The following is a 25,428-nucleotide window of genomic DNA, read 5'->3' as shown; positions in this document are numbered from 1 at the left end:
CATACTAATACTTTACAATCGCCTCAAATTACTGTATAAAATGACGCTTTTCAGCAATAATTTCTGCTAATTGCATAGCATTTAATGCAGCGCCCTTACGCAGATTATCGTTGGCGATAAACAAAGCCAATCCACGATTACCATCTACAGCTTGATCTTGACGAATCCTACCAACGTAACTTGCAGATCTACCTGCAGCTAGCTGAGGAGTAGGGATATCATTCAATTCAACACCAGCAGCACCCTGCAATACCTCGCGAGCCATCCCTGGAGTCACCTCATGCTTAAATTCAGCATTAACACTCATGCCATGACCTGTAAAAACGCCAACTCGCACGCAAGTACAAGACGCAGCAAGATTTGGTAAGTGCAAAATCTTACGACTTTCATTACGCAACTTCTGCTCTTCATCGGTTTCCTCAGAACCGTCATCAACAATTGCACCAATAAAAGGCACTACATTAAAAGCAATGGTGCGTACAACTTTGGTAGGTTGCGGAAAATCGATTGCACTTCCATCAAAAACCAATTTATCTGCGCCCTGATCTAACGCAGCTTGAGCCTCATTCATAAGCTGTAAAGCGCCAGCACGACCAGCACCCGAAACAGCTTGATACGAAGATACGATTAATCGTTGCAAACCAAAAGCGTCGGCAAGTGGCTTCAACACAGGCATGCATGCCATTGTTGTGCAATTAGGATTGGCGACTATACCACAAGGGATTGTGTCTAAATCTTCGGGATTCACTTCTGCAACAACCAGCGGCACATCATCATGCATACGCCATTGCGAAGAATTATCTACTACGATTGCACCAGCTTGAGCAAATTTAGGCGCCCAAATTTTTGATGTTCCGCCGCCTGCAGAAAAGATAGCAATATCAATTCCACGCAAATCCGATTTTTCTACATCTTCTACAACAATATCTTTACCACGATATTGCAAAACTGTTCCTGCAGAGTGAGCAGAAGCCATAAAACGCAAATCTTTGATTGGAAAATTACGCTCATCAAGCACACGGCGCATAACCATACCAACTTGACCTGTGGCACCTAGCACCGCCACATTCACACCTGTTTCATTGATAATCGTCATCTTATTACTCCCTCAACAGCGAATAGCATAATAATTTCAGCAATTTCAACGGCCACTACCACCATACACAACAGCCTCAATTTGATTTGCATCTAAACCATAAGCTGTGTGCAAAGCACGAACTGCTTCATCAAGCTGATCAACCGGCACTAAAGCAGCAATACGAATTTCTGACGTAGAAATCATTAGCGTATTAATACCATGTTCACTTAATGCTGTAAAGAACGTAGCAGCTAAACCAGAATGTGTTTTCATACCGACGCCCACCACTGCTACCTTACCGACAGTAGGATCAACATCCATAGAAGTGAACTTCAACTCATCACGCGCAGCATCAAGCACTCTACGAATTGCTTCCATTGACGAGCTAGGAGCAGTAAGAGAAATATCGGCGGTACCAGTAGATGCACTTGCTTGAGCAATCATATCAATATTTGCGTTAGCTTTAGCCAGCGTAGTAAATACCTTCGCAGCCATGCCAGGAACATCAGGAATACCACGCACCGTAATCATAGATTCACTACAATCATGAGCAATACCTGAAATCACAGGTGTTTCCGGTCCTAAATCTGGAAACAAATCACCCATGGTAGAACGAATATCCTGATTTACCATTATTACCTTCCTTGCTCTCAAAATTTGTTGGTTTATTATCTATTCAAGTATTAAGGTGAACACACATATTCACACACATATAAAACTAATTCAAATTAGGTAATTTATGTGGATCAACATTACGCGGCACAATAAGCGTTCCATTCCTATGTGAGAAAGAGCTCCGCACGTGAAGAGGCATGCTAAAGCGCTGAGCATACTCAACGCAACGCAACGCAAGCACACGGGAACCACACGACGACATTTCTAACATTGAATCGTAATCAATAACTGGAATTCGTTTTGCTGTCGGCACAATACGCGGATCTGCTGTAAAAACGCCATCAACATCTGTATAAATTTCACATATATCAGCATGCAGCGCCACCGCAAGCGCCACTGCAGAAGTGTCTGAACCACCACGACCAAGCGTAGTGTCGTCACCAATTTCACTAATCCCCTGAAAACCTGCCACAATTGCCACGCTACCCTTATTGAGCGCACGACGAACACGATCTGGCTTAACTGCACGAATGTGCGCTGCACCAAACTGTGTATCTGTCATAAAACCGGCTTGAGAACCGGTAAAAGAGTAAGCGTGAGAGCCTTGAGCATGAATTGCCATTGCAAGTAAACTCATGGAGATACGCTCACCTGCAGTCATGAGCATGTCCATTTCACGAGCAGGAGGATGAGCATTGACACTCATCGCTTGATCGATCAAATCGTCGGTAGTGTCTCCCATTGCGGAAACAACCACTGCTACATCATGACCAGCTGCTTTTGTAGCAAGAATACGTTTAGCAACTCGCTGTATGGAATCGGTATCAGCTACAGAAGAGCCACCGTATTTCTGTACGATAAGCGCCAATTTTTACCCCTTGCTTATGTGATACAGATAAACGTATATATATCTGATTGAAGCCAAGATTACCAGTTATACTCTATTTTTTGTATTTTATATTTTGTATTCTCTATTTCACGATTTTTTATTAATACCACTGCACAAGATTTACACAGCTTGACGACCAGTAAAAGCACGCCCAAGTGTAATTTCATCAGCGTATTCCAGATCACCACCAACAGGTAAACCACTTGCCAAACGTGTAACTTTAATACCAAGAGGATCCAATAAGCGAGCTAAATACGTAACTGTTGCTTCACCCTCAATATTAGGATCAAGTGCAAGAATAATCTCTTTTACTTGAGGATCTTTAAGACGTTCAAGTAATTGCGTAATCGCTAAATCCCCTGGCCCTACGTTTGCCATTGGATTAATTGCTCCACCAAGCACATGATAAACACCCGTGTACTCGTGAGTTCGTTCAATACTCATAATATCTTTAGGTTCTTCAACTACACAAATTTTGCTATGATCACGACGCGGATCAGCACAAACAGCACAAGGAGTTTGCTCACAAACATTGCCGCAAATATCACAGAAACGCACATTCGCTTTCATATCGCTAATAGCATCTATTAAGGATTGCGCTTCTAATTCAGGCGCCGAAAGTATGTAAAAAGCAATTCGTTGAGCACCTTTAGGCCCAATACCCGGAAGCTTTGAAAACGCCTCAATTAAGCGACCAATAGCGCCATCGTATGACGATGTATTATGCACGGTTTATTACTCCTCTTGCTTCCTTTTTGCACTAGCAGCTACATTCTTAGGATTTTTAGGATCAGTAGCTGCAAATTCTTCGACTACTTTAACTTCAAATATTTGCTTAAGCTCATCCATGTTCACTGAAGTAGTAGCTTCCAGCGAATCGTCATCCATCGAACATTCATCAACACAAGCTCCACTAGTTGGCGTTGCCGGTACTTGCATTGGAACAAAAGCAGGATTAGAAGATAATGTCTGATTCTGCTGACTCTGCTGTACTTGCGATTGAGCTGGATGTTCTAAAGAAACATTAGATTGAGAAACTGTAGAGTCAACATCTTGTTCTGTTTTAGTTCCTGCTCCCAGTTCTATTCCGGCTCTCGATTCAGTTCCCTGTTCAGTTTTATTGGCAACTTGAGAAGGCTGATTGGCAGACGCTTGACTGACAGATAAGTTAGGTACTGTAACAACATCTGCAATAGGCACAGCAGACATATCAGCCCAAGCATCATCATCAACACTCGTTGCAGCAGCTAAATGAGCAGTAGAAGATGTACTTTGTTGCGCTGACAAGACATTTTTTTGCATTGTTGTACGTAACGTTGTACTTTCCGCAGTATGCTCGGCAACTACTGACGCTGCAGAACCATCAGTGTTGTAAAAATCCGAGGACTCTTTTTTCTCAGAACTATCAGTCGTAACACCACTACTACCGGCAGTAATCTTATTGTTAAAACCAGCAACTGCACCAGTTTTACGTAATAGAATGTCACGCTTAACTTGGGCAAGTTGTTGCGGCTGCATGCGCGCAACAGACTCTACTTGTTCACCATTAGCAGCCACAGGTGCTGGCGCAATCATCACTTGTGCACCAAATACCTCATGAACTACACTCATAACTACTTTTGGAACTTTTTGCCCATCATACGGAGCAGTAGTACACACTGCGAGCGCGAATGCATGTTGACTCATAGGTTCATTAAAAGTCAACACTAAATGTTGTCGTCCTGGTTTAACTGAAGTTAGCTGTACTTGCGGCACATATTTATTCGTTACGTATTCGCGCACGTCTTCCGGCAATTTTAGAACTACTTCATTCCACATTTCGTTTACGTCTCTGGAATCATTGCTTTGCGCGCTGGAAGCCGAAGTTATTGTCAGCGCTTCAGCAGATACTTGCGCAGGTTTTGCATGTTCTATAGTTGCTGAAGATTGCGTTGCTGAAACTGTTGCCGTATTGGCGCTATTTGTATTATTCGTGTTACTTGCACTATTGGTAGCCTGCACAGCAACAACATTATTATTGTTATTGCGTTGCGAACCCACGAAATGACTTCCAGAAAATGCCCTATTACCTTGATTAGGCTGACGTTGCGCAGTAACAGTATCTTGTCGCACTGGAGATTGATTAACACTACTGCTAGGCATATGAACAGCAACTTCAGTTGCACTTTCACTGTCTGCAAGCAAGCGTGCCATCAAAATTTCCAAATTCATACGCGGAGAAACAGCACTAGCCATGCCGCTTAACGCATCGTTAACAGTTTGAGCCATACGTGTTAAATTCGACAATGTTAATTGAGAAGATTGCCGCTGCAAAGCCACTAAATCCTCTGGAGCAATATCGTTTAATAATTCCGAAGCAGCTTGTTCGCCTGCAGCAACCATAAGTAGTAGATCACGTATCCGTCCCAATAAATCTTCCACAAATTTACGAGTATCATACCCTCCTATAACCACTCGGCGAACCACATCATACAGCGCAGCACCATTATGCGCAATAATTGCATCAATAGCTTCTTCAATTAATGCACTCGGCGTAAATCCGAGCAATGCAACAGCTGAATCTAACGAAATAGTGCCATCAACAGCACCAACCATAAGCTGGTCAAGAACTGAAAGAGTATCACGCATCGAACCAGCTCCAGCACGCATAGCTAGACGCAACACTCCAGGAGCTGGAACAATATTTTCTTTTTTACAAATGTCTTCGAGATACGGACTCATCACTTCCGGAGGAACAAGGCGGAATGGATAATGATGAGTACGAGAACGAATAGTGCCTATTACTTTATCTGGCTCAGTGGTAGCAAAAATAAACATTACATGCTCGGGAGGCTCTTCCACAATTTTTAACAATGCGTTAAAACCTTGCGGAGTAACCATATGAGCTTCGTCAAGAATGAAAATTTTATAACGATCTCGAGCAGGAGCAAAACCAGCACGCTCACGCAACTCACGAGCATCATCGACACCGTTATGACTTGCCGCATCGATTTCCACTACATCAATCGAACCAGGACCGCCCGTAGCTAAATCCTTACAACTTTGGCATTTACCACACGGGTGAGAAGTTGGTCCTTTTTCGCAATTAATACACCGCGCTAAAATGCGAGCAGAGCTAGTCTTACCGCAGCCACGAGGTCCCGAAAATAAATAAGCATGCGTAATTTTACCTTGGTCTAATGCTTGAGACAAAGGTACAGTAACCTGATCCTGCCCAATAACACCATCAAATGTGTCAGGACGATATCTACGATACAAAGCAAGTGCCATTTTAATCTACCGCCACCTAATTATTTCCCCAATATATCTTATTTCAGACTAGCAGAAACTGCCACCCACCTGGTATTGAATACAAATTTAAGCACATCCTTATTTTTATTTATGCGATGTACCACAATCTTCCAGTCCTGCACGAGCTACAACTTCCACACTAGGCGCAAAAGGAATCTGCAGCGGCACGGCAACACGAACAGTTACATCATCATGAGTTGAAGCACATGACTTCAAAATAGCATGACTTGAAGTAACTGTACGCGCTGCAGCATTACACACATGAGTTTCCATACGTTGCAATGCTGAAGCACCCGACAATGCTGAGGCAGTAGCAACAGCATACGCTTGATGCTTAGAACTCAACACATGACCTAGAATAGTGGAAAAAACGAGCATTAAGCAGACTGCGATTACCAGCATAATGCCTAGCATTGTGCCAGAACCGCAGTCTACTGCACCGCATCGCTTACGCGCGAAATATATCACATGTTTCAAACAATAATGGTACCAATTCATGCTAAAACCTGACTAACACGACTCTCCACCAATGGTGGCAATATGTGAAAAGGATCTGGAATAAGAGGACATTTTACAACGATATTTGCCATATCACTGCCTCGACTTATTCGCACAGAAGCTCCCGGCCCTGCAACTTTTTGTGCAATACTTGCAGCAGCTTTATCATCATGATGAGTCACCATATAATATGCAACTTGTGCTGCAGCATCATGGCAATTCATAGCGCATACTACTGCCCTACCAACACCCAATAACACCAATATAAGCATCAATGCACAAGGCAGAACGATAGCAAATTCAGCAGTAACTGCACCGCAATCATGCACACTATTAGTACGCAATAAACGCTCACATGCTATATTTTTCCGCATCATAAGCTCATTTCATTTGCTTCATTACACAATACGTCAACTAATCTTCAATGCTTTTTGCACCAATTGCGTCAATGCTGTTCGTATAGCGCCTGATTTCAAAATAGCAATAAGCACTGCAGCAAAACCAGTAGCAGCGATAAGAACAACAGCATATTCAGCAGTAACTGCACCCGAATCTCGTTGTTGAAGATTACCGGCATATTGCTCACTTTTCTGCCGTAAACGCGTTGCTATTACTGATAATTGCTCATTCATTTGCAATATCGATACCGAACAACGCACGGCAAGATTCTGCATTATCCCAACCATAATCTTGTACCTTTCCCTTCAAAATATCCGAAATTTTCGGATGCTACCATTGTGACAAGTTACCTCATCGTCCCCAATAAAAAATCCTTAATGTGGATAAAAGCTCACTCAACCATCACAACATGTTATTGAAAACAATCAATCTGTTAGTCTTACCCACAACTAGCGCATAAGCGACATCACCGTTGGAACAATGCCAATACATATAAAAGACGGCAAAAAACATAAACCTACAGGAAGTAGCAGGCGCACAGACAATCTCGAAGTTTCTTGACGGGCAGCATTCGCCATAGTGCGCTCATAATGGCTCGAAAGAGCCAATAATACTGGCACTGGCGATGATCCATAACACCAAGACTCACACAATGCTGACATTAACCATTTTGCCAATATTGATGAAGAAGCTATTTGTTCACCTTCAACTAATTTCATACCACTTTTAGCAACAGAATCAATTTGAGTAGTATGCACATAAACAGGAGACCAAGCTTCATGCCACGTATCACCAGCTAATAACGCATCTGAAACTGCACAGAGCCATAGACCACAGCCCCCCGGCAATACTTCGCCAACAGCAGTAAGAGCTCTCGGAATAGATGCCCCACTACGCAGCGCAACAATAATCATATGCAAACCTAGCAGCGGATCAATGTCTGATATGCGTGCATTTCGCCATTCATATTTCATTCTTGCATTACCATATAAAAATTGCGCACCTTCACCCAACACATGCGCACCTACAGACACATTGCAACACTGCCAAACCATTACAACGAATATTGGAACAATAATCCAAAGCTGCCACCACATGTTAGCCTCCCACGATGGCGCTATCCATAGCATGTTGTGATATTCGAAGCATAGAACGCACCCAAGCTAAACCCAAACTATAACACACTGCACCAAGAGCTAAGAGAATCCACCCATGCACAGTAGTGCTTAACATAAGGAGAGGATGTCCACCGAGTAATTCTCCAGCTAGAAGTGCCAAAAAAGGCAATGCAGTCAGTAATTTTATAGTGGCTTGAGGCATTGCAGCAACATCAGCACGCAAATCTTCAGCACGACGCTGAGCATGATACGACGCAGCGGTAGCCTCTACGCAAGTTGCCATAGCACACCCAAGCGTATTACTTAATTGGTACGCAGTCATAAGATTTTCAGCAACATGATGCATATGCCGTTCAAGACGACGACGCTGACTGTCAGTTATTTTGCGATTACGAGTTAAACATCGCGTAGCAAGCCACTGATAAATAAGCTCAGTATTCATTACAGAAGCACTACTATAATGCTCTATTTTAGTATCAGCTTGTATGATCATAACAAATGTCGATCCCGCTCGCAGAGCTGCAAGTAACCCTGCGAGCGCCTCTTCAATATCCATCTTCATTCCCCCCAATCTCTCAAACCAAGTTACGATGTCAATTGACTTAGAGCACACGTATGAATACTGGTAATATCTTCAGGAAGCTGCCAGCGTTGAGCAAATTTAGCCCAAGCTGGCAGAACTTCCATATTCAAACGATTATCTGCACGACGTATCAACTGCAAAACAGCAATGCCTCGCAACACTGACCCCTGAGATGATGACTCTAAAACACCAAGTTCTCGAACCATACGACGCCCATCTGCTGTACGCTCCACGTGAATAACCACATCAAAAGCACCCGCTGCCAAAGCGCATAAAGCAGCTGGCTCTAATCCCGCAAGTAAACCCAACGCCATAAGACGAGCAGGAACCTTTTCTACTTCATCAGCGTGCAACGTCGTCATCCCACCTTTATGACCTGAAGTGAATACGCGTAACAAATCCGCAATTTCTTCACCTCTACATTCACCTAGAATGATGCGATCTGGACGCATTCTTAACGTTGCTTTTACTAGTTGAGATAAACTAATTTCACCTGCACCTTCTACATTTGCTTCTCGCACACTTAATGAAACATGATTAGCTGTCAATGCACCAAGCTCTCGAGTCTCTTCAACTGACACAATTCGATCATGTGAATCAGCCACTGCAAGCAAAGCTTTCATAAGAGTAGTTTTCCCAGAACCAGTACTTCCAGTAATAACTATATTGGCTCTTAACTGCACTAATACGCTCAACATATATGCTAATTCTTGAGGGAACATACCTTGATTACTTAAAGATAACAAATCACAACGTTTGATCGAAGGGAAACGAATAGACAATGCCGCACCTTGCGCAACGACTGGCGCCAATACTGCATGAATACGAATACCAGATTTACTTGAAGCGTCAGCTATAGGACAAGCATCATCAAGTCTTTTACCAAGCTGAGCGCAAAGCCATACCGCATATTCTCGTAGCAATGTAGGATTTCGTAAAGGCACACGAGGCACACACTCACGTAAACCTTGTCCTCGATCCACCCAAACACGACCTTCTTCACTTATAACCATATCAGTAACATGCAAATCAGCAGCAAATTCCTGTAAGATACCAAAATCTATGTCACGAGTATTACTCTTACTCACTACCATACCTGCCCCCAGTATGCTGTAAATGACGATATTGCACTCTTCGATATTGAGCTACTGTATCTTTTGTACGCGCAATAACATCTCCCAAAAGCCAACGTTCAATCTGTTTCATAGTCGCTTTCATTGGCGCTGAAATACCTCGGATACCATACCCACCAACAATGCTCGCATACATACGCGCATCATAAGATAACGAACCCAATATTGGAATTGTTAAATATTCAGCGGCTTCATCAATATGTAAAACATACGATTTTTGTGTTAATCCACGCGGCGCTAAACCTATCGCCCCAAATTTATTGCAAGAACCATCACCATCACTGTATACACTATTAAACCTTTGAAAGAAAGCACGAAAACGAGCTAAATCAAGTACAGATAATTCAACAGCAGCCAATGTTGCTAAATTAGCAAGCTGAGGAATACTCTTGTAAGCCTGCATCGCAACTTCACCAGCACCAATATCTACAATAACTACATCACAGGCTTCAGCTAAAGCGCGAATAGCAGCCTCAACTACCCACGGTTCCGGCCGCTTACCTTGCCACGGAGCAAACGCTAAAACATCAACTCCATCCCAGTGCACTAGCTCATTACACAATACATAGCCATCACAGTGACCTAACGGTGCCTCAACTTCTTGTAAACGACGACCTTCATCAGATTCTAAGCCGAGTAGCACATCTAAACCGCCATGCACCAAATCAGCATCAACAAGTGCAACATGATGTCCACGCATAGTTAAATGACGAGCAAGTAACGATAATGACGTACTCAATCCAATGCCATCAGTTGCAGCAGTCCCCACTAGGATATTTGAGGGCAACGGAGACAACGTCCCACACACCATTTGCTCCTGTGCATATTCTTGCGTCGAACGAACAGTACTACTGGTTGTGCTACGAGAATATTGAGGCAATACAGTCATTATCGTATGATCTTCCGAAGCTGCTTTTACAGACTCTGCAATACCAGGCACTCCACTATTGTGCGATTGCGCTGATGCCTGGGGAGGATAAACATAACGCTGCGTGTTTTGCAGTTCCCCTACACGCACACTACTACTGCCAGAAACGTTACCAATAGTAGCATCAGCCAGTTTATTATTTGCATTCATATTCATACTCATGCGCCTATTGAAACGCATAAGCAAGCTGGTATGCAATGGAATCGCAGCAATGTGGTTAAAACATTGAAAGCTGATTTAGACCAATCTAACTCAAAAACTGTGTTTAAAACTCGCGTTAATACTATGAAATTATTTCAATAAAAAATTAAATAATCCTCACTTATTCCAAAGTCAGTGCGTGATTAAGCACAAGATCTCCATGAGACTGCATATAACGCTCAAGAAGTTCCCCATAAATTGGCTTAGTTTTTAGAATATCCGAAATAAGCAGCGCAATAAACGCGGAAGCTGCAACTGGAAGTGTATGAATCATAGTTCCAGACATTTCAACTGTTAGCAAAATCGAAGTCAAAGGAGCTTTTACAGAAGCAGACAACGTACCAGCCATCACACAGACTGCGAACACAGATACGAATTTTGCATCAATACCAAATGCTGAAACACTAGTAATACCACGAGCTGCTACCCCGCCTGCGAGCGCACCCACAGCAAGAATCGGCATAAAAATACCCCCAGGAGCACCGCAACCAAAACTTGTAGAAGTAAACAGCATTTTTGCAACAAAAAGCAAACAGAGCATTGCAATACTTATTTTCCCATACTCTGAAAGACGAACAAGATTAGAGCCGCCGCCAAGTACTTCAGGAAGGAACAAGCCGACTGGAATCGCAATTAAGCAGGCTACCGCAACCGGCATCCACTGAGGCAAATAACCATACAACGTTTGTAAGCCAAGAAGTGAACGATTCATTAAAGAGCCCACAAATCCAGCAAAAATACCAAGTGGAATAAGCCAAATATGCAATCCCATTGGCAAGTCTGGAATTTGCCCGAAATCTAAAACCGGTCGCAAACCGAAACATGTCTGCGAAACAAAATCAGCACACAAAGAAGCAACAGCAGCACCCATAAGAACAGTTGAAGTTAAGCCACGCTGCACTTCTTCCATCGCAAACATAACGCCAGAAAGAGGAGCAGAAAATGCTGCCGATAAACCAGCAGCAGCGCCAGCAGTTACAATATAATGTTCTTGTATGTCGTCACGCTTGCCTTTGCGGAAAATTCGTGACAACATCTGTGCGCCACACGCGCCAATTTGAATTGACGGGCCTTCACGCCCAAGCGACAATCCAAATAAAGAACCTAGCAAACCACCAACAAAACGTACCGGTAAAATAGTGTTCCAGCGCATATTTAATCCGCGCCGAACGTAGCCCACAACTTGCGGAATACCGCTTCCGGAAGCCATACTTTCTTTAATACTCATCCATCCAATAATGAGACCGGCAATTATAGCAAAAACTACACATGGCACAATCCACCACGCATTATGCCACATTTGCAAATACATCCAGCGCGCAAAATCTGTACCATACTCAATACCAAGTCTGTAGGAAGCTACAAGCGAACCGGAAACTGCGCCAACGAATACGCCCGCTAATATTACTTTCCAGCGAAGCTGACAAAAAGTTTCTGATATTTGCTTTGACCACTTACTTAAAAAGCTCGCTACATTCTTAAAATTCACTACAACTCGATTCTGCACACAATGCTTAACTTTTAAATACTAAAATATGTACAATAACAATATCTGCGAAACAATATAACCAACAGAAGCAGCCAAAAATGGCGCAATCAACTCCGCGCAAAGCAGAAAAATGCCATCTTTTATGCGCTTTCTTTGAATAAGCTCCACACCTTCAAAAATTGCAGTAGAAAAAGTTGAGAATCCACCCAAAAATCCTAAAATCATCAAATAAACAACATTAGCGCCAAAAATCGCTACTGCAACCATGAAAACATTAGAAACAACTCCTAAAGCAAACGAAGCTAAACAATTAATAAACAGAGTTGCAACAGGAACTCTACTATTATGGCTTGCAGCAATTTTTTTAGTCATGGCGCATCTTAAAACAGCGCCTAAACCGCCAAAAAAGCAAGGCAAAACAAATATAGTAAAAACGTACAATGAATTCATTGTTTCACCGCCTTAGTATTAGCTTCTACAACAGTTTGTTCCCGCTTTCTATTGATACATTTTGCAATTCTTGTTCCAACCCAACTTCCAAAGAATGCCATGAGAACGCCAAAAATCAAAGAAAAAATCATACCCAAAATAGCAAACGTCATGCGCGGAGCAATAAGCGACATAGCACCTTCAAATGCGAAAGTAGACATAGTTGACAATCCGCCGCAAAAGCCTGTTCCAAGAGCATATTTAAACAAAGCTTGCTTTTCCGCCGGTAACGCCTTAACTGCTATTGCAGTAACAAAAGCAAAAATAAAGCAAGCAATCATATTAGATAGGAAAGTACCTAAAGTAAGCTGACCGAATATAGAAGACTGACCATCTACTGGCTGAATTATGTGCGCATAGGAAGAAATTATTCCACGCACAAATGCTCCTAAAGTACCGCCAATAAAAACTAAAAGGTATAAGCGGCGATTATTTTTCTGATTTTTTTTGCTTACTCTCTTCATTTTCACTCTTTTCAAAACTCTTGTCATAAACCAAAACGACACTCTCGATTGAGAAGTGCCGTTTTGTTAAGTTAATCATCAGCTAATAAACAATTTCAGTCAGTGAGTGAGTGAACGCTAATAATGTGATCACGTTGCGGACCAGTGCCAATAGCAGAAATACGGCAATGTGAGAGCTCTTCTAATCGCTTCACATAATTCTGAGTATTCTGAGGTAGATCCTCAAACTTGTGAATTTGCGAAATATCCTCATTCCAACCTGGAATCATTTCATATACCGGCTTTGCAGAAGCAAACAGCGCTTGATCTACCGGCATTTCTTCCACGCGCTTAACAGTTCCGTCTGTCAAAGTCACATCATATGCAACGCAAACTGGAATTTCCTTCAAACCAGTCAAAACATCAAGTTTAGTAAGCACAATATCCGTCAAACCGTTCACACGCGTAGCGTAACGACTCACTACAGAATCAAACCAACCACAACGACGAGGACGACCAGTAGTAACACCGTACTCATGACCCTGCTCACGCAACCAGTCACCTTGTTCATCCAAAAGCTCAGTTGGGAATGGACCCTCACCAACGCGAGTGATATACGCCTTAGCAACACCAATTACACGAGTAATACGCGTAGGTCCAACACCTGTACCAGTGCAAGCACCACCTGCAGTAGGATTAGAGGAAGTGACGAATGGATAAGTACCATGATCAACATCAAGCATTGTAGCTTGACCGCCTTCAAACAGTACGGTCTTACCTTCATCTATTGCTTTATTTAACACTAATGAAGTGTCAGCAACATAGGGCTTCAAACGTTTACCAAGTTCTACAAGCTGAGCAGTTACAGTATCAATATCAATAGGGTGCTGATTATAAAGCTTCACAAGCATTTGATTTTTTTGATGCAAACTTGCTTCAACTTTATCGCGTAAATGTTCAGCATTAAATAAATCGTGCACACGAATACCAACGCGGTTGATTTTATCCGCGTAAGTAGGTCCAATACCACGACCAGTTGTACCAATCTTATGCTTACCAAGGAAACGCTCAGTTACTTTATCAATAACTCGATGATACGGAGTAATAATATGTGCAGCTTCACTCACCAACAAACGCGAACAATCAACACCGCGAGATTCCAAGGCATCAATTTCTTCAAATAAAACTTCTGGATCAACAACAACGCCATTACCAATTACAGGCGTCACATTAGGGCTAATAATGCCGCTTGGAAGCAAATGCAGTGCGTAAGATTTATCTCCGACTACTACCGTGTGGCCAGCATTATTACCGCCATTAAAACGCGCGACAATATCAACCTTTGAGCCGATTAAATCTGTTGCTTTGCCTTTACCTTCATCACCCCATTGAGCACCAATAAGCACAATTCCAGGCATGCCGCACCTCCATTTTTTGAGCTAGCGCCGCTCAAATAAGCATAATTCCTACCTGACCAGACTAGCGCTACGCCCCTACCGAATCATCAAGATAACAACGCAAGTCAAACGCAAAAATCTACTGTAACGCTTTTCCGGCAGAGCCTAACTGCACGCACGCTTCTACGACACGTTGTGCCATAGCTTTTTCAGCTTCACGCCCCCATGAACGAGGATCGTATAATTTCTTTTCGCCAACTTCACCATCTATTTTCAGCACAGCATCATAATTACTAAACATATGTCCTGCGATAGCCCGAGTAAAAGCGTATTGCGTATCCGTATCAATGTTCATTTTGACTACGCCGTAACGCACAGCTTCAGCAATCTCTTGAGGAGTTGAACCAGATCCGCCGTGAAATACCAACAAGAAAGGCTTTCTCGACGCGCCAAACGTACGAGTATCGCAAATATCTTTATATCGTTCATACACTGCTTGCTGAATTTCTTGCAGCAAGTGCGGATGCAATTTCACAACACCTGGCTTATACGCACCATGAACATTGCCAAAAGTAAACGCTGCCATATATCTGCCACGCTCACCTAAGCCAAGTTTTTCTACTACTTGCATAGCATCTTCAGGTGTTGAATATAGGCGCTCATCAATATCGGCACGATGACCATCTTCTTCACCGCCAACTACACCGATTTCAATTTCGAGAATAGTACGCGCCTTTTGTGAAACATCAAGTAACTCCTGCGCTACATCCAAATTATGTTGCAAAGGCACAGTCGAACCATCCCACATATGCGATTGGAACAGAGGCTCGGCACCATGCTTAACCTGCTCCGCTTCCTTAGCTAAAAGCGGACGAATCCAATCATCTAAATAAGATTCAGCGCAATGATCTGTGTGAAGAGCAATAGTTATATTTGGATATTGTGCTGCAACTTCATGCGCAAAAGCAGCAAAAGCAAGAGAGCCTATTACGCGATTATTCACAGATTGCCCAGAAAAATAAGCAGAACCACCAACAGATACTTGAATAATGCCGTCAGACTCAGCCTCTGCAAATCCCTGTAGAGCTGCATTCAGCGTTTGGGTGCTCGTAACATTAATAGCTGGGTATGCGTAGCCGCCTCGACTTGCGGCATCAAGCATATGCGCATAACGTTCAACAGTTGCAATAGTCATACTTGTATTATCCGCCTTTATGCTCCACAGTGCCAATATATGCACAAAAACGTTACATATACGTAGCGCACACGCACAGCGCATGCACAAATATACGACACAACATAAGCTACAGCGATATGCGCGCCACAGTAAGTCTAATTTTGATTCAACAGCTTATGACGTTTTTTGGCTTCTGTAACGACAAATTCGTGATATTGCACGGCAATCGAAGCATCTAATCCGGCTGTTTTTGCAAGGTCTAGCAGCCGATTCACCTGCGTATGCTCACGGCGAGTATCCGCAGGAGCAAAACCAGCTTGAGCTTTAATCTCACCAATGCGTTGGGTAATTTTAAAGCGCTCAGCTAACAGTGCAACAACAGCACCATCAATATTATCAATCGATTGACGCAACGCAATAATCTTTTCTGCAGCATCTTTGCAGCATGTATTTGACGAATTATCGCGAGCGTCAATCGTTGTTTCAGAAAAATCACACATATTATAATTAATCGAAATACGTTTGCAAGACCATAGTAGTTTCGGTACTCACTGGCACAATACGGTGAATTGTGTTAATAAGTTCTTCTAGCTTACTTGGAGTTGCTACACGCACTACCAACATAAAACTCGGACTACCAGTAATCGAATAACATGCTTCAATCCCCGGTATGTCACGCAGTTTTGTAGGAATCGTTGCCTCTTGACCAAAATCAAGCGGCGTAACTGACACAAAAGCACTTACCGGTAAACCACGACGCTCGTAATCAATCAATGCACGATAACCAGTGATAATACCTTTACGCTCAAGCTTCTGCACACGCGATTGTACCGCGGAAACAGACAGACCTGATGCTTTTGCTAAACGCGTTAATGTTGCACGACCATCATGTTCGAGAATATCTACGATAATTCCGTCAGTTGAATCCATCACCATGTTAACTTCAGATTTATGAGGATTTCCGGTCATACGTCCTCCATTCTCCCATCGACGCTGAATTGAGAATCTATAAATGAATCTAAGCTAGCGCCACCTTGCAGTCACTCCCATAGTACCGTATTTTTTACAGAAAAAGAACAAAGTTATACAAAAAATAAAGTTTCTACGACAAATAACGAACACATGAAACAATAAATTTGTGAAGATTTTACCCTATTTTTCCAGGTTTGCACAGGAAATATAGTTTCTTCATAAGAAAGATTGAGAAAAATTGTGCGATATACAAGAAAATTTTCACATTCTATTTTATTAAGATTTTTGCAAAAATAATCACTATTGAAACTTCGTATACAGAAAATATTGTTCCTTAATGCTTGATTGCTTGACTCTTGTTGCCTACCTAGTATTTGCAAACAATCATTTTTAATTATGTATGATTAGCATATGAGCATACTCTTGTAAGCAGTACTGGTATTATATTTCATAATCAACATAAAAGATGCAAACAAAGCCTATAATACCAACAATTAACTGTAATCATCTTCATAAAAATCAACAATTAACTATTACAGAAGGAGCACAATATGGTTGCCGTAGCAAAACACGCAACCTCGATACCTCGCTCAGGTATTCGAGACGTATTTGACCGCGTAGAACAAATACCTGATGCCATTTCGTTATGTCTAGGCGAACCAGGGGAAACTGCTTCTTCACACATTGTTGACGCAGCATGCGAATCTCTGCGTGCAGGCAAAACAAAATATACAGACGTGTTAGGAATACCGGAATTTCGTAATGCTGCTGCCTGCTATACACAACGCGTAAAAGGTTTAACGTATGACGCAAATTCTGAAATCCAAGCCGTTGATGGCGCAACCATTGGTTTATATTTAGCTATTAAAGCTGTAGTGGATCCAGGCGATGAAGTTATTATTCCATCACCATATTTCACTTCTTACGACGCAGAAGTATTAATGTGCGACGCTACACCTGTCACAGTTGCCTTACAACCAGAGCATGGCATGCATATTAATGCAAACGAAATTCGCAAGGCAATTACCCCACATACTCGCGCAATCATTATCAACTCACCATGCAACCCAACAGGCGCTGTTACTAGTGCAGAAGAACTCGCAGAAGTAGCAAAAGTATGCCAAGAATTTGATTTGTGGGTAATTTCCGACGAAGTTTATCATCCGTTTGTATTCGCAAGCAGCCCCGAATCCGAACCAATTGGCGAAGCGGTAGCACCCTCTATTGCAGCTGTCGAAGGTATGAAAAATCGCACTATTATTGTAGAGAGTTTATCAAAAACTTATGCAATGACTGGTTGGCGCATTGGCTATCTGCTAGCACCAAGCAATATTATTGAGCAAACCAGCAAAATTGCAGAAATGATGCACTCATCTGTAAACTCCACTGCACAATACGGCGCAATTGCAGCGCTCACTGGACCGCAAAATCATGTGCGCGAAATGCGCGAAGAATATCGTACAAAGCGCAGTTTAGTTTTGGAAGTACTGGCAGATTGTAAAGCTGTGCGCCTTATTGAACCACAAGGAGCATTTTATGTTTTTGTTGACATACGACCTACTGGATTAACTTCTGAAGAATTTAGTAGAAAACTTTTGGAAGAAGAAAAAGTTGCTGTTGTTCCTGGTGAAGCATTTGGCGCAGAAGGAAGCGGATTTGTGCGACTCTCTTACGCAGGCAAAGCAGAAGAATTACGCGAAGGAGTAGAAAGAATGCGGCGTTTTGCTGAAGTGCACCAAGCAGCCCAAGCCGCAAATAGTAATTAGTAACTCAATAATTTGTATTACGTTGTATTACACAAATAATTGCCCCCAACGCACGCACTGGGGGCAATTATTTACTCATTCACTAAGCAATAGTTGATGATGAAGTATTAGCAGCACCATTAGTTTGTTGAATTATTGCAGCTAAGAAATCACGATTTGAAGCAGTTTTCTTCAATCGTGGAATCAAAGTCTGATATGCTTGCTCTGCTTCAAGACCACCAAAGAGGCGACGCAAACGATAAATAACCGGCAAATCAGCAGCTGGCGTAATTAATTCTTCACGACGAGTACCCGAAGCATTAATATCCACCGCTGGGAAGAGACGCTTATCAGCCAAATCACGACTCAAACGCAGTTCCATATTGCCAGTGCCCTTAAATTCTTCAAAGATTACTTCATCCATCTTGGAACCAGTTTCTACCAATGCTGAAGAAATAATCGTCAAAGAACCACCATCTTCAATATTTCGAGCAGCTCCGAAGAACTTCTTCGGAGGATACAATGCTTGAGCATCCACACCACCAGAAAGAATACGGCCGGAAGTAGGCGCAGCAATGTTATAGGCACGCGCCAAACGGGTCATCGAATCCAGTAAGACAACAACATCCTGTCCAAGTTCTACCAAACGCTTGGCACGCTCTATAGCAAGCTCAGCAACCGTAGTATGGTCAGAAGCTGGGCGATCAAAAGTAGAAGAAATAACTTCACCCTGCACAGTACGTTCCATATCAGTAACTTCTTCTGGACGCTCGTCTACCAGAACTACCATAAGATGCACTTCAGGATTGTTAGTTGTAATAGCGTTAGCAATATTTTGCAGTGTAATCGTCTTACCGGCTTTCGGCGGCGACACAATCAAACCACGCTGACCCTTACCGATTGGAGCAATCAAATCAATCACACGGCCTAACATGCGATTAGCAGTAGTTTCTTGCTTCAATCGTTCTTGCGGATATAGTGGCGTCAATTTTGCAAATTGAGGGCGAGACTGCGATTCCTCTACGCTCATGCCATTAATGCTGTCAATTGCTTGCAAAGGCACGAATTTTTGACGCTGATTTCTACGATCTCCCTCACGAGGAGCACGAATGGAACCTTGTACAGCATCACCTTTACGCAAGCCATATTTTTTAATTTGACTCATTGAAACATAGACATCATTAGGACCAGGCAAGTAGCCGGACGTGCGAATAAATGCATATGATTCTAATACGTCAACAATACCTGCTACTGGAACTAATTCTTCCTGAATTTCTTCACGTCGTGATTCTCTCGAATCGCGTTCTTCGCGACTCATACGCTCATTACGCTCACTACAATCTGTACGACGTTCATCTCGCTCGTCACGGCTCATACGGTCAGTACGCTCAGCATAATCTGCACGCGTATCATCATAATCACGAGAACGACCACGCATACGACGTTGGAAACGATCTGCGCGATTGGCTTGATCTTCGTGATCATAATCACGGGAAGAGCCACGTTGACGACGCGACTCAGTATCAGCACGAGCCTCATCACCTGGCAAAGTTGCTAAAATCTGATCTAAATTACGCGAATCCATGCTTTCTTGTCGACGATCACGATTATCACGTTCATCTGCATTATGACGACGCTGGAATGTATTGCCGCGATTGTTGTCACGTCTATAATTTTTTGCACCAAAATCTGCTTCATCACGATAGCGACGCTCCGAAGTAGCATTTGGAACTAACGTCTCCAAAGCTTCTAAGTCCTCATCGTTCGATGCCTGAACGTCTTCATTTTCCACAAGCACATCTGCAGCTTTATTAGTATTCGCGCTATTGCGAGGAATACGAACACTCACTCCAGCAGGCGCTTCTCCCCCATTGCGCGCAGCTGTTAATGTAGCTAACAATTCAGGTTTGCGCATCGTCGACGTACCGCGCAAACCCATTTGCTTTGCAAGATCCTTCAATTCTGAAAGCTTCATTTTTTCAAGATTCTGGCCTGTTGCCACAATTTTACCTTTCCTTAACTCGCGCGGAATAGAATACCGGCAAGCCTTTACATGGAAGATTACGGAAAAATCCGTCACGAACTCGTCATTATTACATAACAATGTACATAACAACAAACAGTATGTATGCTACTACAGCTCAACGACGCTATACGACACGACGCGCCATAAGTTTAATATTTTTTAGATTATAAGTTAAATATTTAAATAAATAGCGTCAATAATGATGAACAATGCCACCATTATTGACGCCTTCTTACTTAATGCTACAAATTATGCGCTCATTTAAACAAAAGTTAGCGCATATAAATACTTACTATTTCTTTTCGTGATAAGACTTTTCAGTATTCACAGACCACACATTATCTTTAGAAGTTTCACCAGTACGAATGTCTTCCACCGCTTCGATTGCGGTTGCCATGGAATGATCTTGATTATTGTAACGATGCTGACCATTACGACCAACACAATACAAATTACCAAAACTATCTAAATACTTAATAAGTTCAGGCATTTGTGCATATGTATCAAAGTACGCTGGATAGGCTTTTGGCACTCGCTCACGATGCGCATCCAAAACATCGGACTCACCATCGATAACTTGCATACGAGTCAATTCATCAATTGCCATCTTGCGGGCTTCTTCATCACTCATATTCCAGAAGTCGTCGCCCTCTTCACAGAAGTACTCAAGACCAATCCAAACAGTGTTGTCAACATCCTTAACAAGATATGGGCTCCAGTTGTTGAAAATTTGTAAACGACCAACCTTATAGCCCGGATCTTGCACATAAATCCAACAATCCGGAACGATTGGTGGATTACCAAGTGTTGGAATAGTTGTAGTATTACGCAAACGCATACGTTTAACGAGCAAACCAACTGTAACAAAGTCACGATAAGGCAAACCTTGAGCCACACGCTGCATTTCAGCTGGAACCTCAACATTTGCGTCACCATCAGCGCCTTGTTCAAGGGCAGCAACTAAATCCTTAATTGGCATAGAAGATATGAATTGATCAGCATGCAACTCAGAACGTTCACCATGAACATCCTCGATAATAACGCTGGCAATTTTACCTTCAGCTTGCTTAATAGCAACTACTTTAGTTCCCACGCACACAGTTGCACCATTTTCACGGCAGCGACGCTCAACCGTTTCCCACAACTGTCCTGGACCAAGTTTTGGATACCAGAATTCCTCAATTAAAGAAGTCTCTACTTCCTTCTTCTTACCATTCTTCTTAGGCATCAACTTAGAAAATGCATTCTTCAGCACTTCTACAATGCTTAAACCTTTAACACGTTGAGCACCCCAATCAGCAGAAATCTGACTTGGATGGCGACCCCAAAGCTTTTCAGTGTACCCCTCAAAGAACATAGAATACAATTTCTTGCCGAAACGATTAATATAGAAGTTTTCAAGATTCGTTTCTGGAAGCTTATGAATCATTGACCATAAATAACTAAAGCCAACTTTCATGGTCAACATAAAGCCCATAGATCGCAAGGTTGCTGCAGAAAGAGAAATCGGGTAATCAAAGAAATGATGATTCCAGAAAATACGCGAGACACGGTGACGCTTCAACATCACCTCGTCTTCAACTTCAGGATCAGGACCGCCAGCTTCTAAATCGTGATGACGCCCAAGCTTTTTGTCATCATAAGAAGGCGCACCTTGCAATGGGAGCATATCTCGCCACCACTGCATAATACGATCATCTTTCGAGAAGAAGCGGTGACCGCCAATATCCATACGATTACCGTTATACCTCACTGTACGTGAGATTCCACCAAATTCACGTGTAGCCTCAAGCACTGTTACGTCATAGTGCTCAGATCCGCCATTTTTAACGAGTTCCCAGGCCGCCGTCAACCCTGCCGGACCGCCACCAATAATTACCACAGATTCCTTTGGGGATTGTGTATCCGTCACTTGTCCTCCATATTTTCATACATCAATTTTTACTAAAACACTTTGCAATGTTAAGTAAAATCTCTATATATCCTTACTAAGCATACGCGCATCACGCGATAGACTCAGGAATATCAATATCTGTTTTCTGCACTTCTTCAACATTGACATCCTTAAAAGTTACAATGCGAACATTTTTAACAAAACGCGAAGGTCTATACACATCCCAGACCCAAGCGTCAGTAAGCTGCACATCAAAATACACATCTTGACCTGCAGAACGAACATTAAAATCAACTTTATTAGCTAGATAAAATCGTCGTTCTGTTTCTACAACGTACGTAAAAAGTTTAATAACATCACGATATTCTTTATATAACGCAAGTTCGGCATCAGTTTCATAGTTGTCGAGATCTTCGGCGCTCATTGCTTCCCTTCCGTATTAACATTACGTTTGCGACCGCGTCCTATAATACGCCACCACGCTCGCTTTGAAGAAGTTCCTTCCGCAGTACTCGTATTATATGGCCACGCATCATCAAGATTATCACGGCGCACAGGTATAGCCACCGAATGTTCATGAGCACTCAATGCTTCAACAACACCAGGATTTTCTTCAATCACGTGTAATCCAAAAGCATCGAGTGAACGGATGGCATCATACTCATCGACAAGCGTATCCATAACTACAAAATCTTGGTATTTCTGGTTTTGAGCATCCCATAAAGCATCGCGCGCAGTGCCAGTTTTCATAAAACCAAGAGACTGGTATACAGAAAGTGAACGCGTATTAGTCGCAGGAACACCAACCCAAATACGATGTAATCCAAGACCTGCTGGCTCTGATGCAAAGCCATAAGTCATTACTCTAGGCATAGCGTCCCTAGAATATCCACGTCCTCGATAATCCTTACCAAGCACAACTTGAATACGCGCAGAACGCGACCATCCATCAATATCAATCAAAAAAATCATGCCAATAATGGCACCAAAAGTATTCTCAACATCATCTAACATGTCTGGCACAATTGCCCAGGCAATGGTAGGACGAGATTGCACATCACCAGCAAAACGACATAATTCAGATAATTTACTGTCGCTAAAACCATCATGAGACCATTGAACTGAACGCTCAACCCAAGCATGCACCATTGCTCGCTCTGACTGAGAATCTTTACCGGTAATAACCGATGCTTTATCGAAGGCACACAGTTCATCCATTCGTTGCAAATCATCGCAAGTTGCAGGACGCAGCTTTGCCATTTCACCACGAATTGGAGGAATTATTATCGATTTTGGTAACTCACGAGAGTTGTTCACACCGTCACTGGTTTGTTGCATACTCACCTACTTGCATTGCGCCTTTGGGCACCAAACCCACTCGCATAATATATGGTAATCTACAAAGGAGAAGGCACACAGAAGTGCCATTCAAAAGTAAATTCTGCGCACCTGCCGCATAACAAACTCAATTTGCTCTTGCAGCAAGCACGCAGCACTTACTTTTATGCATCAATCGCATCTTTTGTGCATAGCAACAACACTTTTGATGCTATTGTTTTCAGTTTTTAATTTTTGCCATTACGATCTTGGTAACAGCCTTAGCATCAGCCTGACCTCTAGTTGCGCGCATAACAGCACCAATAATTGCACCCATCGGCTTCATATTGCCTGCCTTAAGCTTTTCTGCAACTTCAGGATCAGCTGCAAGAGCAGCGTCAACAGCGGCTTCCAAAGCGCCATCGTCGTTCATAACCTTGAATCCGTGCTTATTAACAACTTCATCAGGCTTGCCCTCACCAGCCAAAACGCAAGCAACAGTTTGCTTAGCAAGTTTATCGTTAAGCTTACCGTCTGCAATGAGCTTTTCAACTTCAGCCACGTCTTGCGGAGTAATAGGCAGTTCTTCCAAAGTCACACCACGAGTGTTTGCTTCGCGAGCAAGCTCACCAAGCCACCACTTCTTAGCACCAGCAGCACTTGCACCAGCCTTAACGGTTTCTTCAACTAAATCGAGAGCATCCGCGTTCAAAATATCACGCATTTCAAGATCGCTAATACCCCATTCGCTTTGCAAACGGTTACGACGCTCGCGAGGCATTTCTGGCATCTCTGCCTTCATGCGCTCAATATGCTCTTTCGTGATATGAAGCATAACCAAATCTGGATCTGGGAAGTAGCGGTAATCGTCAGCATCCGACTTCACACGACCGCCAGCAGTGGTTTGAGTTGCTTCATCCCAGTGACGAGTTTCCTGCAAAATCTCGCCGCCTTCGCTCAAAATAGCAGCCTGACGACGAATCTCATATTGCAGCGTCTTTTCAATACCGCGGAATGTGTTCACATTCTTAGTTTCGGAACGCGTACCAAATGGATCGGTTGGCTTGCGACGAAGCGAAACGTTTACGTCAGCGCGCATATTGCCCTGCTCCATGCGAGCGTGGGAAATATTAAGAGCGCGAACAATATCGCGAATAGCACGCATATAAGCACCAGCAATTTCTGGAGCACGCGAACCTGCACCTTCGATTGGCTTAGTTACAATCTCAATAAGCGGCACACCTGCACGATTGTAATCAACCAAAGAATGGTTCGCACCCTCAATACGACCGTCAGCACCGCCAACGTGCGTATTCTTACCAGCATCATCCTCAATATGAGCGCGCTCAATCGGCACACGGAACACGGTGCCATCTTCGAGCTCAACATCCAAGTAACCATTGCCATTAGTAGGCTTATCGTACTGGGAAATCTGGTAATCGCGAGGCATATCCGGGTAGAAGTAGTTCTTACGAGCGAACTGGCTCCACTCGGCAATCTCGCAATGTAATGCCAAACCGAGCTTAATAGCGTAATCAACTGCAGTCTTATTCACAACTGGCAAAGAGCCTGGCAAACCAAGACTTACAGGAGTTAGCTGAGTATTTGGCTCGCCACCAAACGACACTTCTGCTGGGCAGAACAGCTTAGTGCGAGTGCAAAGCTCAACGTGAGTTTCCAAACCGAATACTGGATCAAACTGCTCCACAGCATCGGCATATTTCATAAGTTTTTCAGCCATGAGAA

25 protein-coding genes are annotated in these 25,428 nt (G+C 42.9%); 1 reads left to right on the top strand and 24 read right to left on the bottom strand.

The genetic code is table 11. From position 1 onward, the window contains the following. Positions 1 to 28: 28 nt before the first annotated feature. The 19 genes from HMPREF3208_RS01085 to HMPREF3208_RS00995 form a co-directional block, all read right to left on the bottom strand. On the bottom strand, positions 29 to 1,096 hold the full coding sequence (locus HMPREF3208_RS01085) for an aspartate-semialdehyde dehydrogenase (protein ID WP_064346789.1): 1,068 nt from the start codon (positions 1,094 to 1,096) through the stop codon (positions 29 to 31). Between the two features lie 45 nt (positions 1,097 to 1,141). Next, positions 1,142 to 1,711 carry an ACT domain-containing protein gene (locus HMPREF3208_RS01080; protein WP_064346787.1) on the bottom strand — a complete coding sequence of 190 codons (570 nt, stop codon included), beginning with the start codon at positions 1,709 to 1,711 and terminating at the stop codon, positions 1,142 to 1,144. Positions 1,712 to 1,796: 85 nt separating this feature from the next. Further along, positions 1,797 to 2,561: an aspartate kinase gene (locus HMPREF3208_RS01075; RefSeq protein WP_016636519.1), complete on the bottom strand. Its 765-nt coding sequence runs from the start codon at positions 2,559 to 2,561 to the stop codon at positions 1,797 to 1,799. 141 nt (positions 2,562 to 2,702) lie between these two features. Next, positions 2,703 to 3,311 carry a recombination mediator RecR gene (gene recR / locus HMPREF3208_RS01070; protein WP_016636518.1) on the bottom strand — a complete coding sequence of 203 codons (609 nt, stop codon included), beginning with the start codon at positions 3,309 to 3,311 and terminating at the stop codon, positions 2,703 to 2,705. A 6-nt stretch (positions 3,312 to 3,317) separates the two neighbouring features. Next, positions 3,318 to 5,852, bottom strand: a complete 2,535-nt coding sequence (dnaX, locus tag HMPREF3208_RS01065; RefSeq protein WP_064346786.1) for a DNA polymerase III subunit gamma/tau — start codon at positions 5,850 to 5,852, stop codon at positions 3,318 to 3,320. 105 nt (positions 5,853 to 5,957) lie between these two features. After that, entirely contained in the window at positions 5,958 to 6,371 is a 414-nt protein-coding gene (locus tag HMPREF3208_RS01060) for an Rv3654c family TadE-like protein (RefSeq protein ID WP_016636516.1), read from the bottom strand. Further along, positions 6,368 to 6,745, bottom strand: coding sequence for a TadE/TadG family type IV pilus assembly protein (locus HMPREF3208_RS01055; protein ID WP_196227881.1), 378 nt, complete (start codon positions 6,743 to 6,745; stop codon positions 6,368 to 6,370). The genes HMPREF3208_RS01060 and HMPREF3208_RS01055 overlap by 4 nt, the downstream gene beginning before the upstream one ends. Before the next feature lie 36 nt (positions 6,746 to 6,781). Continuing rightward, complete coding sequence (locus HMPREF3208_RS01050) at positions 6,782 to 7,057, bottom strand: DUF4244 domain-containing protein (protein ID WP_064346783.1); 276 nt, start codon at positions 7,055 to 7,057, stop codon at positions 6,782 to 6,784. Between the two features lie 162 nt (positions 7,058 to 7,219). After that, on the bottom strand, positions 7,220 to 7,867 hold the full coding sequence (locus tag HMPREF3208_RS01045) for a type II secretion system F family protein (protein WP_064346782.1): 648 nt from the start codon (positions 7,865 to 7,867) through the stop codon (positions 7,220 to 7,222). A gap of 1 nt (position 7,868) precedes the next feature. Beyond that, a complete protein-coding gene (locus HMPREF3208_RS01040; RefSeq protein WP_064346780.1) occupies positions 7,869 to 8,444 on the bottom strand; it encodes a hypothetical protein in 576 nt (191 codons plus the stop codon). 29 nt (positions 8,445 to 8,473) lie between these two features. Further along, positions 8,474 to 9,565 (bottom strand): CpaF family protein, encoded by a 1,092-nt coding sequence (locus tag HMPREF3208_RS01035; RefSeq protein WP_032814721.1) that lies wholly within the window; start codon positions 9,563 to 9,565, stop codon positions 8,474 to 8,476. Then, positions 9,552 to 10,688, bottom strand: coding sequence for a CpaE-like family protein (locus tag HMPREF3208_RS01030; protein WP_016636510.1), 1,137 nt, complete (start codon positions 10,686 to 10,688; stop codon positions 9,552 to 9,554). Before HMPREF3208_RS01030 ends, HMPREF3208_RS01035 begins: the two co-directional genes overlap by 14 nt. Before the next feature lie 166 nt (positions 10,689 to 10,854). Then, positions 10,855 to 12,222, bottom strand: coding sequence for a ClC family H(+)/Cl(-) exchange transporter (locus HMPREF3208_RS01025; protein WP_064346779.1), 1,368 nt, complete (start codon positions 12,220 to 12,222; stop codon positions 10,855 to 10,857). A gap of 39 nt (positions 12,223 to 12,261) precedes the next feature. Beyond that, positions 12,262 to 12,672, bottom strand: a complete 411-nt coding sequence (locus HMPREF3208_RS01020; protein ID WP_016636508.1) for a fluoride efflux transporter FluC — start codon at positions 12,670 to 12,672, stop codon at positions 12,262 to 12,264. After that, positions 12,669 to 13,175: a fluoride efflux transporter FluC gene (locus HMPREF3208_RS01015; protein WP_032814717.1), complete on the bottom strand. Its 507-nt coding sequence runs from the start codon at positions 13,173 to 13,175 to the stop codon at positions 12,669 to 12,671. The genes HMPREF3208_RS01020 and HMPREF3208_RS01015 overlap by 4 nt, the downstream gene beginning before the upstream one ends. A 95-nt stretch (positions 13,176 to 13,270) precedes the next feature. Beyond that, complete coding sequence (locus HMPREF3208_RS01010; protein ID WP_016636506.1) at positions 13,271 to 14,572, bottom strand: adenylosuccinate synthase; 1,302 nt, start codon at positions 14,570 to 14,572, stop codon at positions 13,271 to 13,273. 118 nt (positions 14,573 to 14,690) lie between these two features. Then, positions 14,691 to 15,746 carry a class II fructose-bisphosphate aldolase gene (gene fbaA / locus HMPREF3208_RS01005; protein WP_032814715.1) on the bottom strand — a complete coding sequence of 352 codons (1,056 nt, stop codon included), beginning with the start codon at positions 15,744 to 15,746 and terminating at the stop codon, positions 14,691 to 14,693. 137 nt (positions 15,747 to 15,883) lie between these two features. Continuing rightward, positions 15,884 to 16,228 (bottom strand): chorismate mutase, encoded by a 345-nt coding sequence (locus tag HMPREF3208_RS01000; RefSeq protein ID WP_064346778.1) that lies wholly within the window; start codon positions 16,226 to 16,228, stop codon positions 15,884 to 15,886. A 7-nt stretch (positions 16,229 to 16,235) separates the two neighbouring features. Next, positions 16,236 to 16,697 (bottom strand): Lrp/AsnC family transcriptional regulator, encoded by a 462-nt coding sequence (locus HMPREF3208_RS00995; protein WP_016636503.1) that lies wholly within the window; start codon positions 16,695 to 16,697, stop codon positions 16,236 to 16,238. A gap of 554 nt (positions 16,698 to 17,251) precedes the next feature. Here HMPREF3208_RS00995 and HMPREF3208_RS00990 point away from each other — a divergent pair. Continuing rightward, positions 17,252 to 18,466 carry a pyridoxal phosphate-dependent aminotransferase gene (locus tag HMPREF3208_RS00990; protein ID WP_064346777.1) on the top strand — a complete coding sequence of 405 codons (1,215 nt, stop codon included), beginning with the start codon at positions 17,252 to 17,254 and terminating at the stop codon, positions 18,464 to 18,466. An 82-nt stretch (positions 18,467 to 18,548) separates the two neighbouring features. Here the strand turns inward: HMPREF3208_RS00990 and rho are convergent, their stop codons facing one another. The 5 genes from rho to gatB all read right to left on the bottom strand — a co-directional run bounded on the left by rho (position 18,549) and on the right by gatB (position 25,423). Continuing rightward, positions 18,549 to 20,447, bottom strand: coding sequence for a transcription termination factor Rho (rho, locus tag HMPREF3208_RS00985; protein WP_064346776.1), 1,899 nt, complete (start codon positions 20,445 to 20,447; stop codon positions 18,549 to 18,551). Between the two features lie 316 nt (positions 20,448 to 20,763). Beyond that, positions 20,764 to 22,383 carry an NAD(P)/FAD-dependent oxidoreductase gene (locus HMPREF3208_RS00980; RefSeq protein WP_064346775.1) on the bottom strand — a complete coding sequence of 540 codons (1,620 nt, stop codon included), beginning with the start codon at positions 22,381 to 22,383 and terminating at the stop codon, positions 20,764 to 20,766. 91 nt (positions 22,384 to 22,474) lie between these two features. Then, entirely contained in the window at positions 22,475 to 22,789 is a 315-nt protein-coding gene (locus HMPREF3208_RS00975; RefSeq protein WP_004105898.1) for a DUF2469 domain-containing protein, read from the bottom strand. Further along, complete coding sequence (locus HMPREF3208_RS00970) at positions 22,786 to 23,703, bottom strand: GNAT family N-acetyltransferase (protein WP_064346774.1); 918 nt, start codon at positions 23,701 to 23,703, stop codon at positions 22,786 to 22,788. Before HMPREF3208_RS00970 ends, HMPREF3208_RS00975 begins: the two co-directional genes overlap by 4 nt. Positions 23,704 to 23,923: 220 nt before the next feature. Beyond that, positions 23,924 to 25,423: an Asp-tRNA(Asn)/Glu-tRNA(Gln) amidotransferase subunit GatB gene (gene gatB / locus HMPREF3208_RS00960; protein ID WP_064346771.1), complete on the bottom strand. Its 1,500-nt coding sequence runs from the start codon at positions 25,421 to 25,423 to the stop codon at positions 23,924 to 23,926. Between the last annotated feature and the right edge of the window lie 5 nt (positions 25,424 to 25,428).

Origin of the sequence: Gardnerella vaginalis (genome assembly GCF_001546485.1) — a bacterium.
GTDB lineage: Bacteria > Actinomycetota > Actinomycetes > Actinomycetales > Bifidobacteriaceae > Bifidobacterium > Bifidobacterium vaginale_D.
Note: the sequence above shows the minus strand (reverse complement) of the source record. Positions and strands in the feature narration are given on the sequence as shown.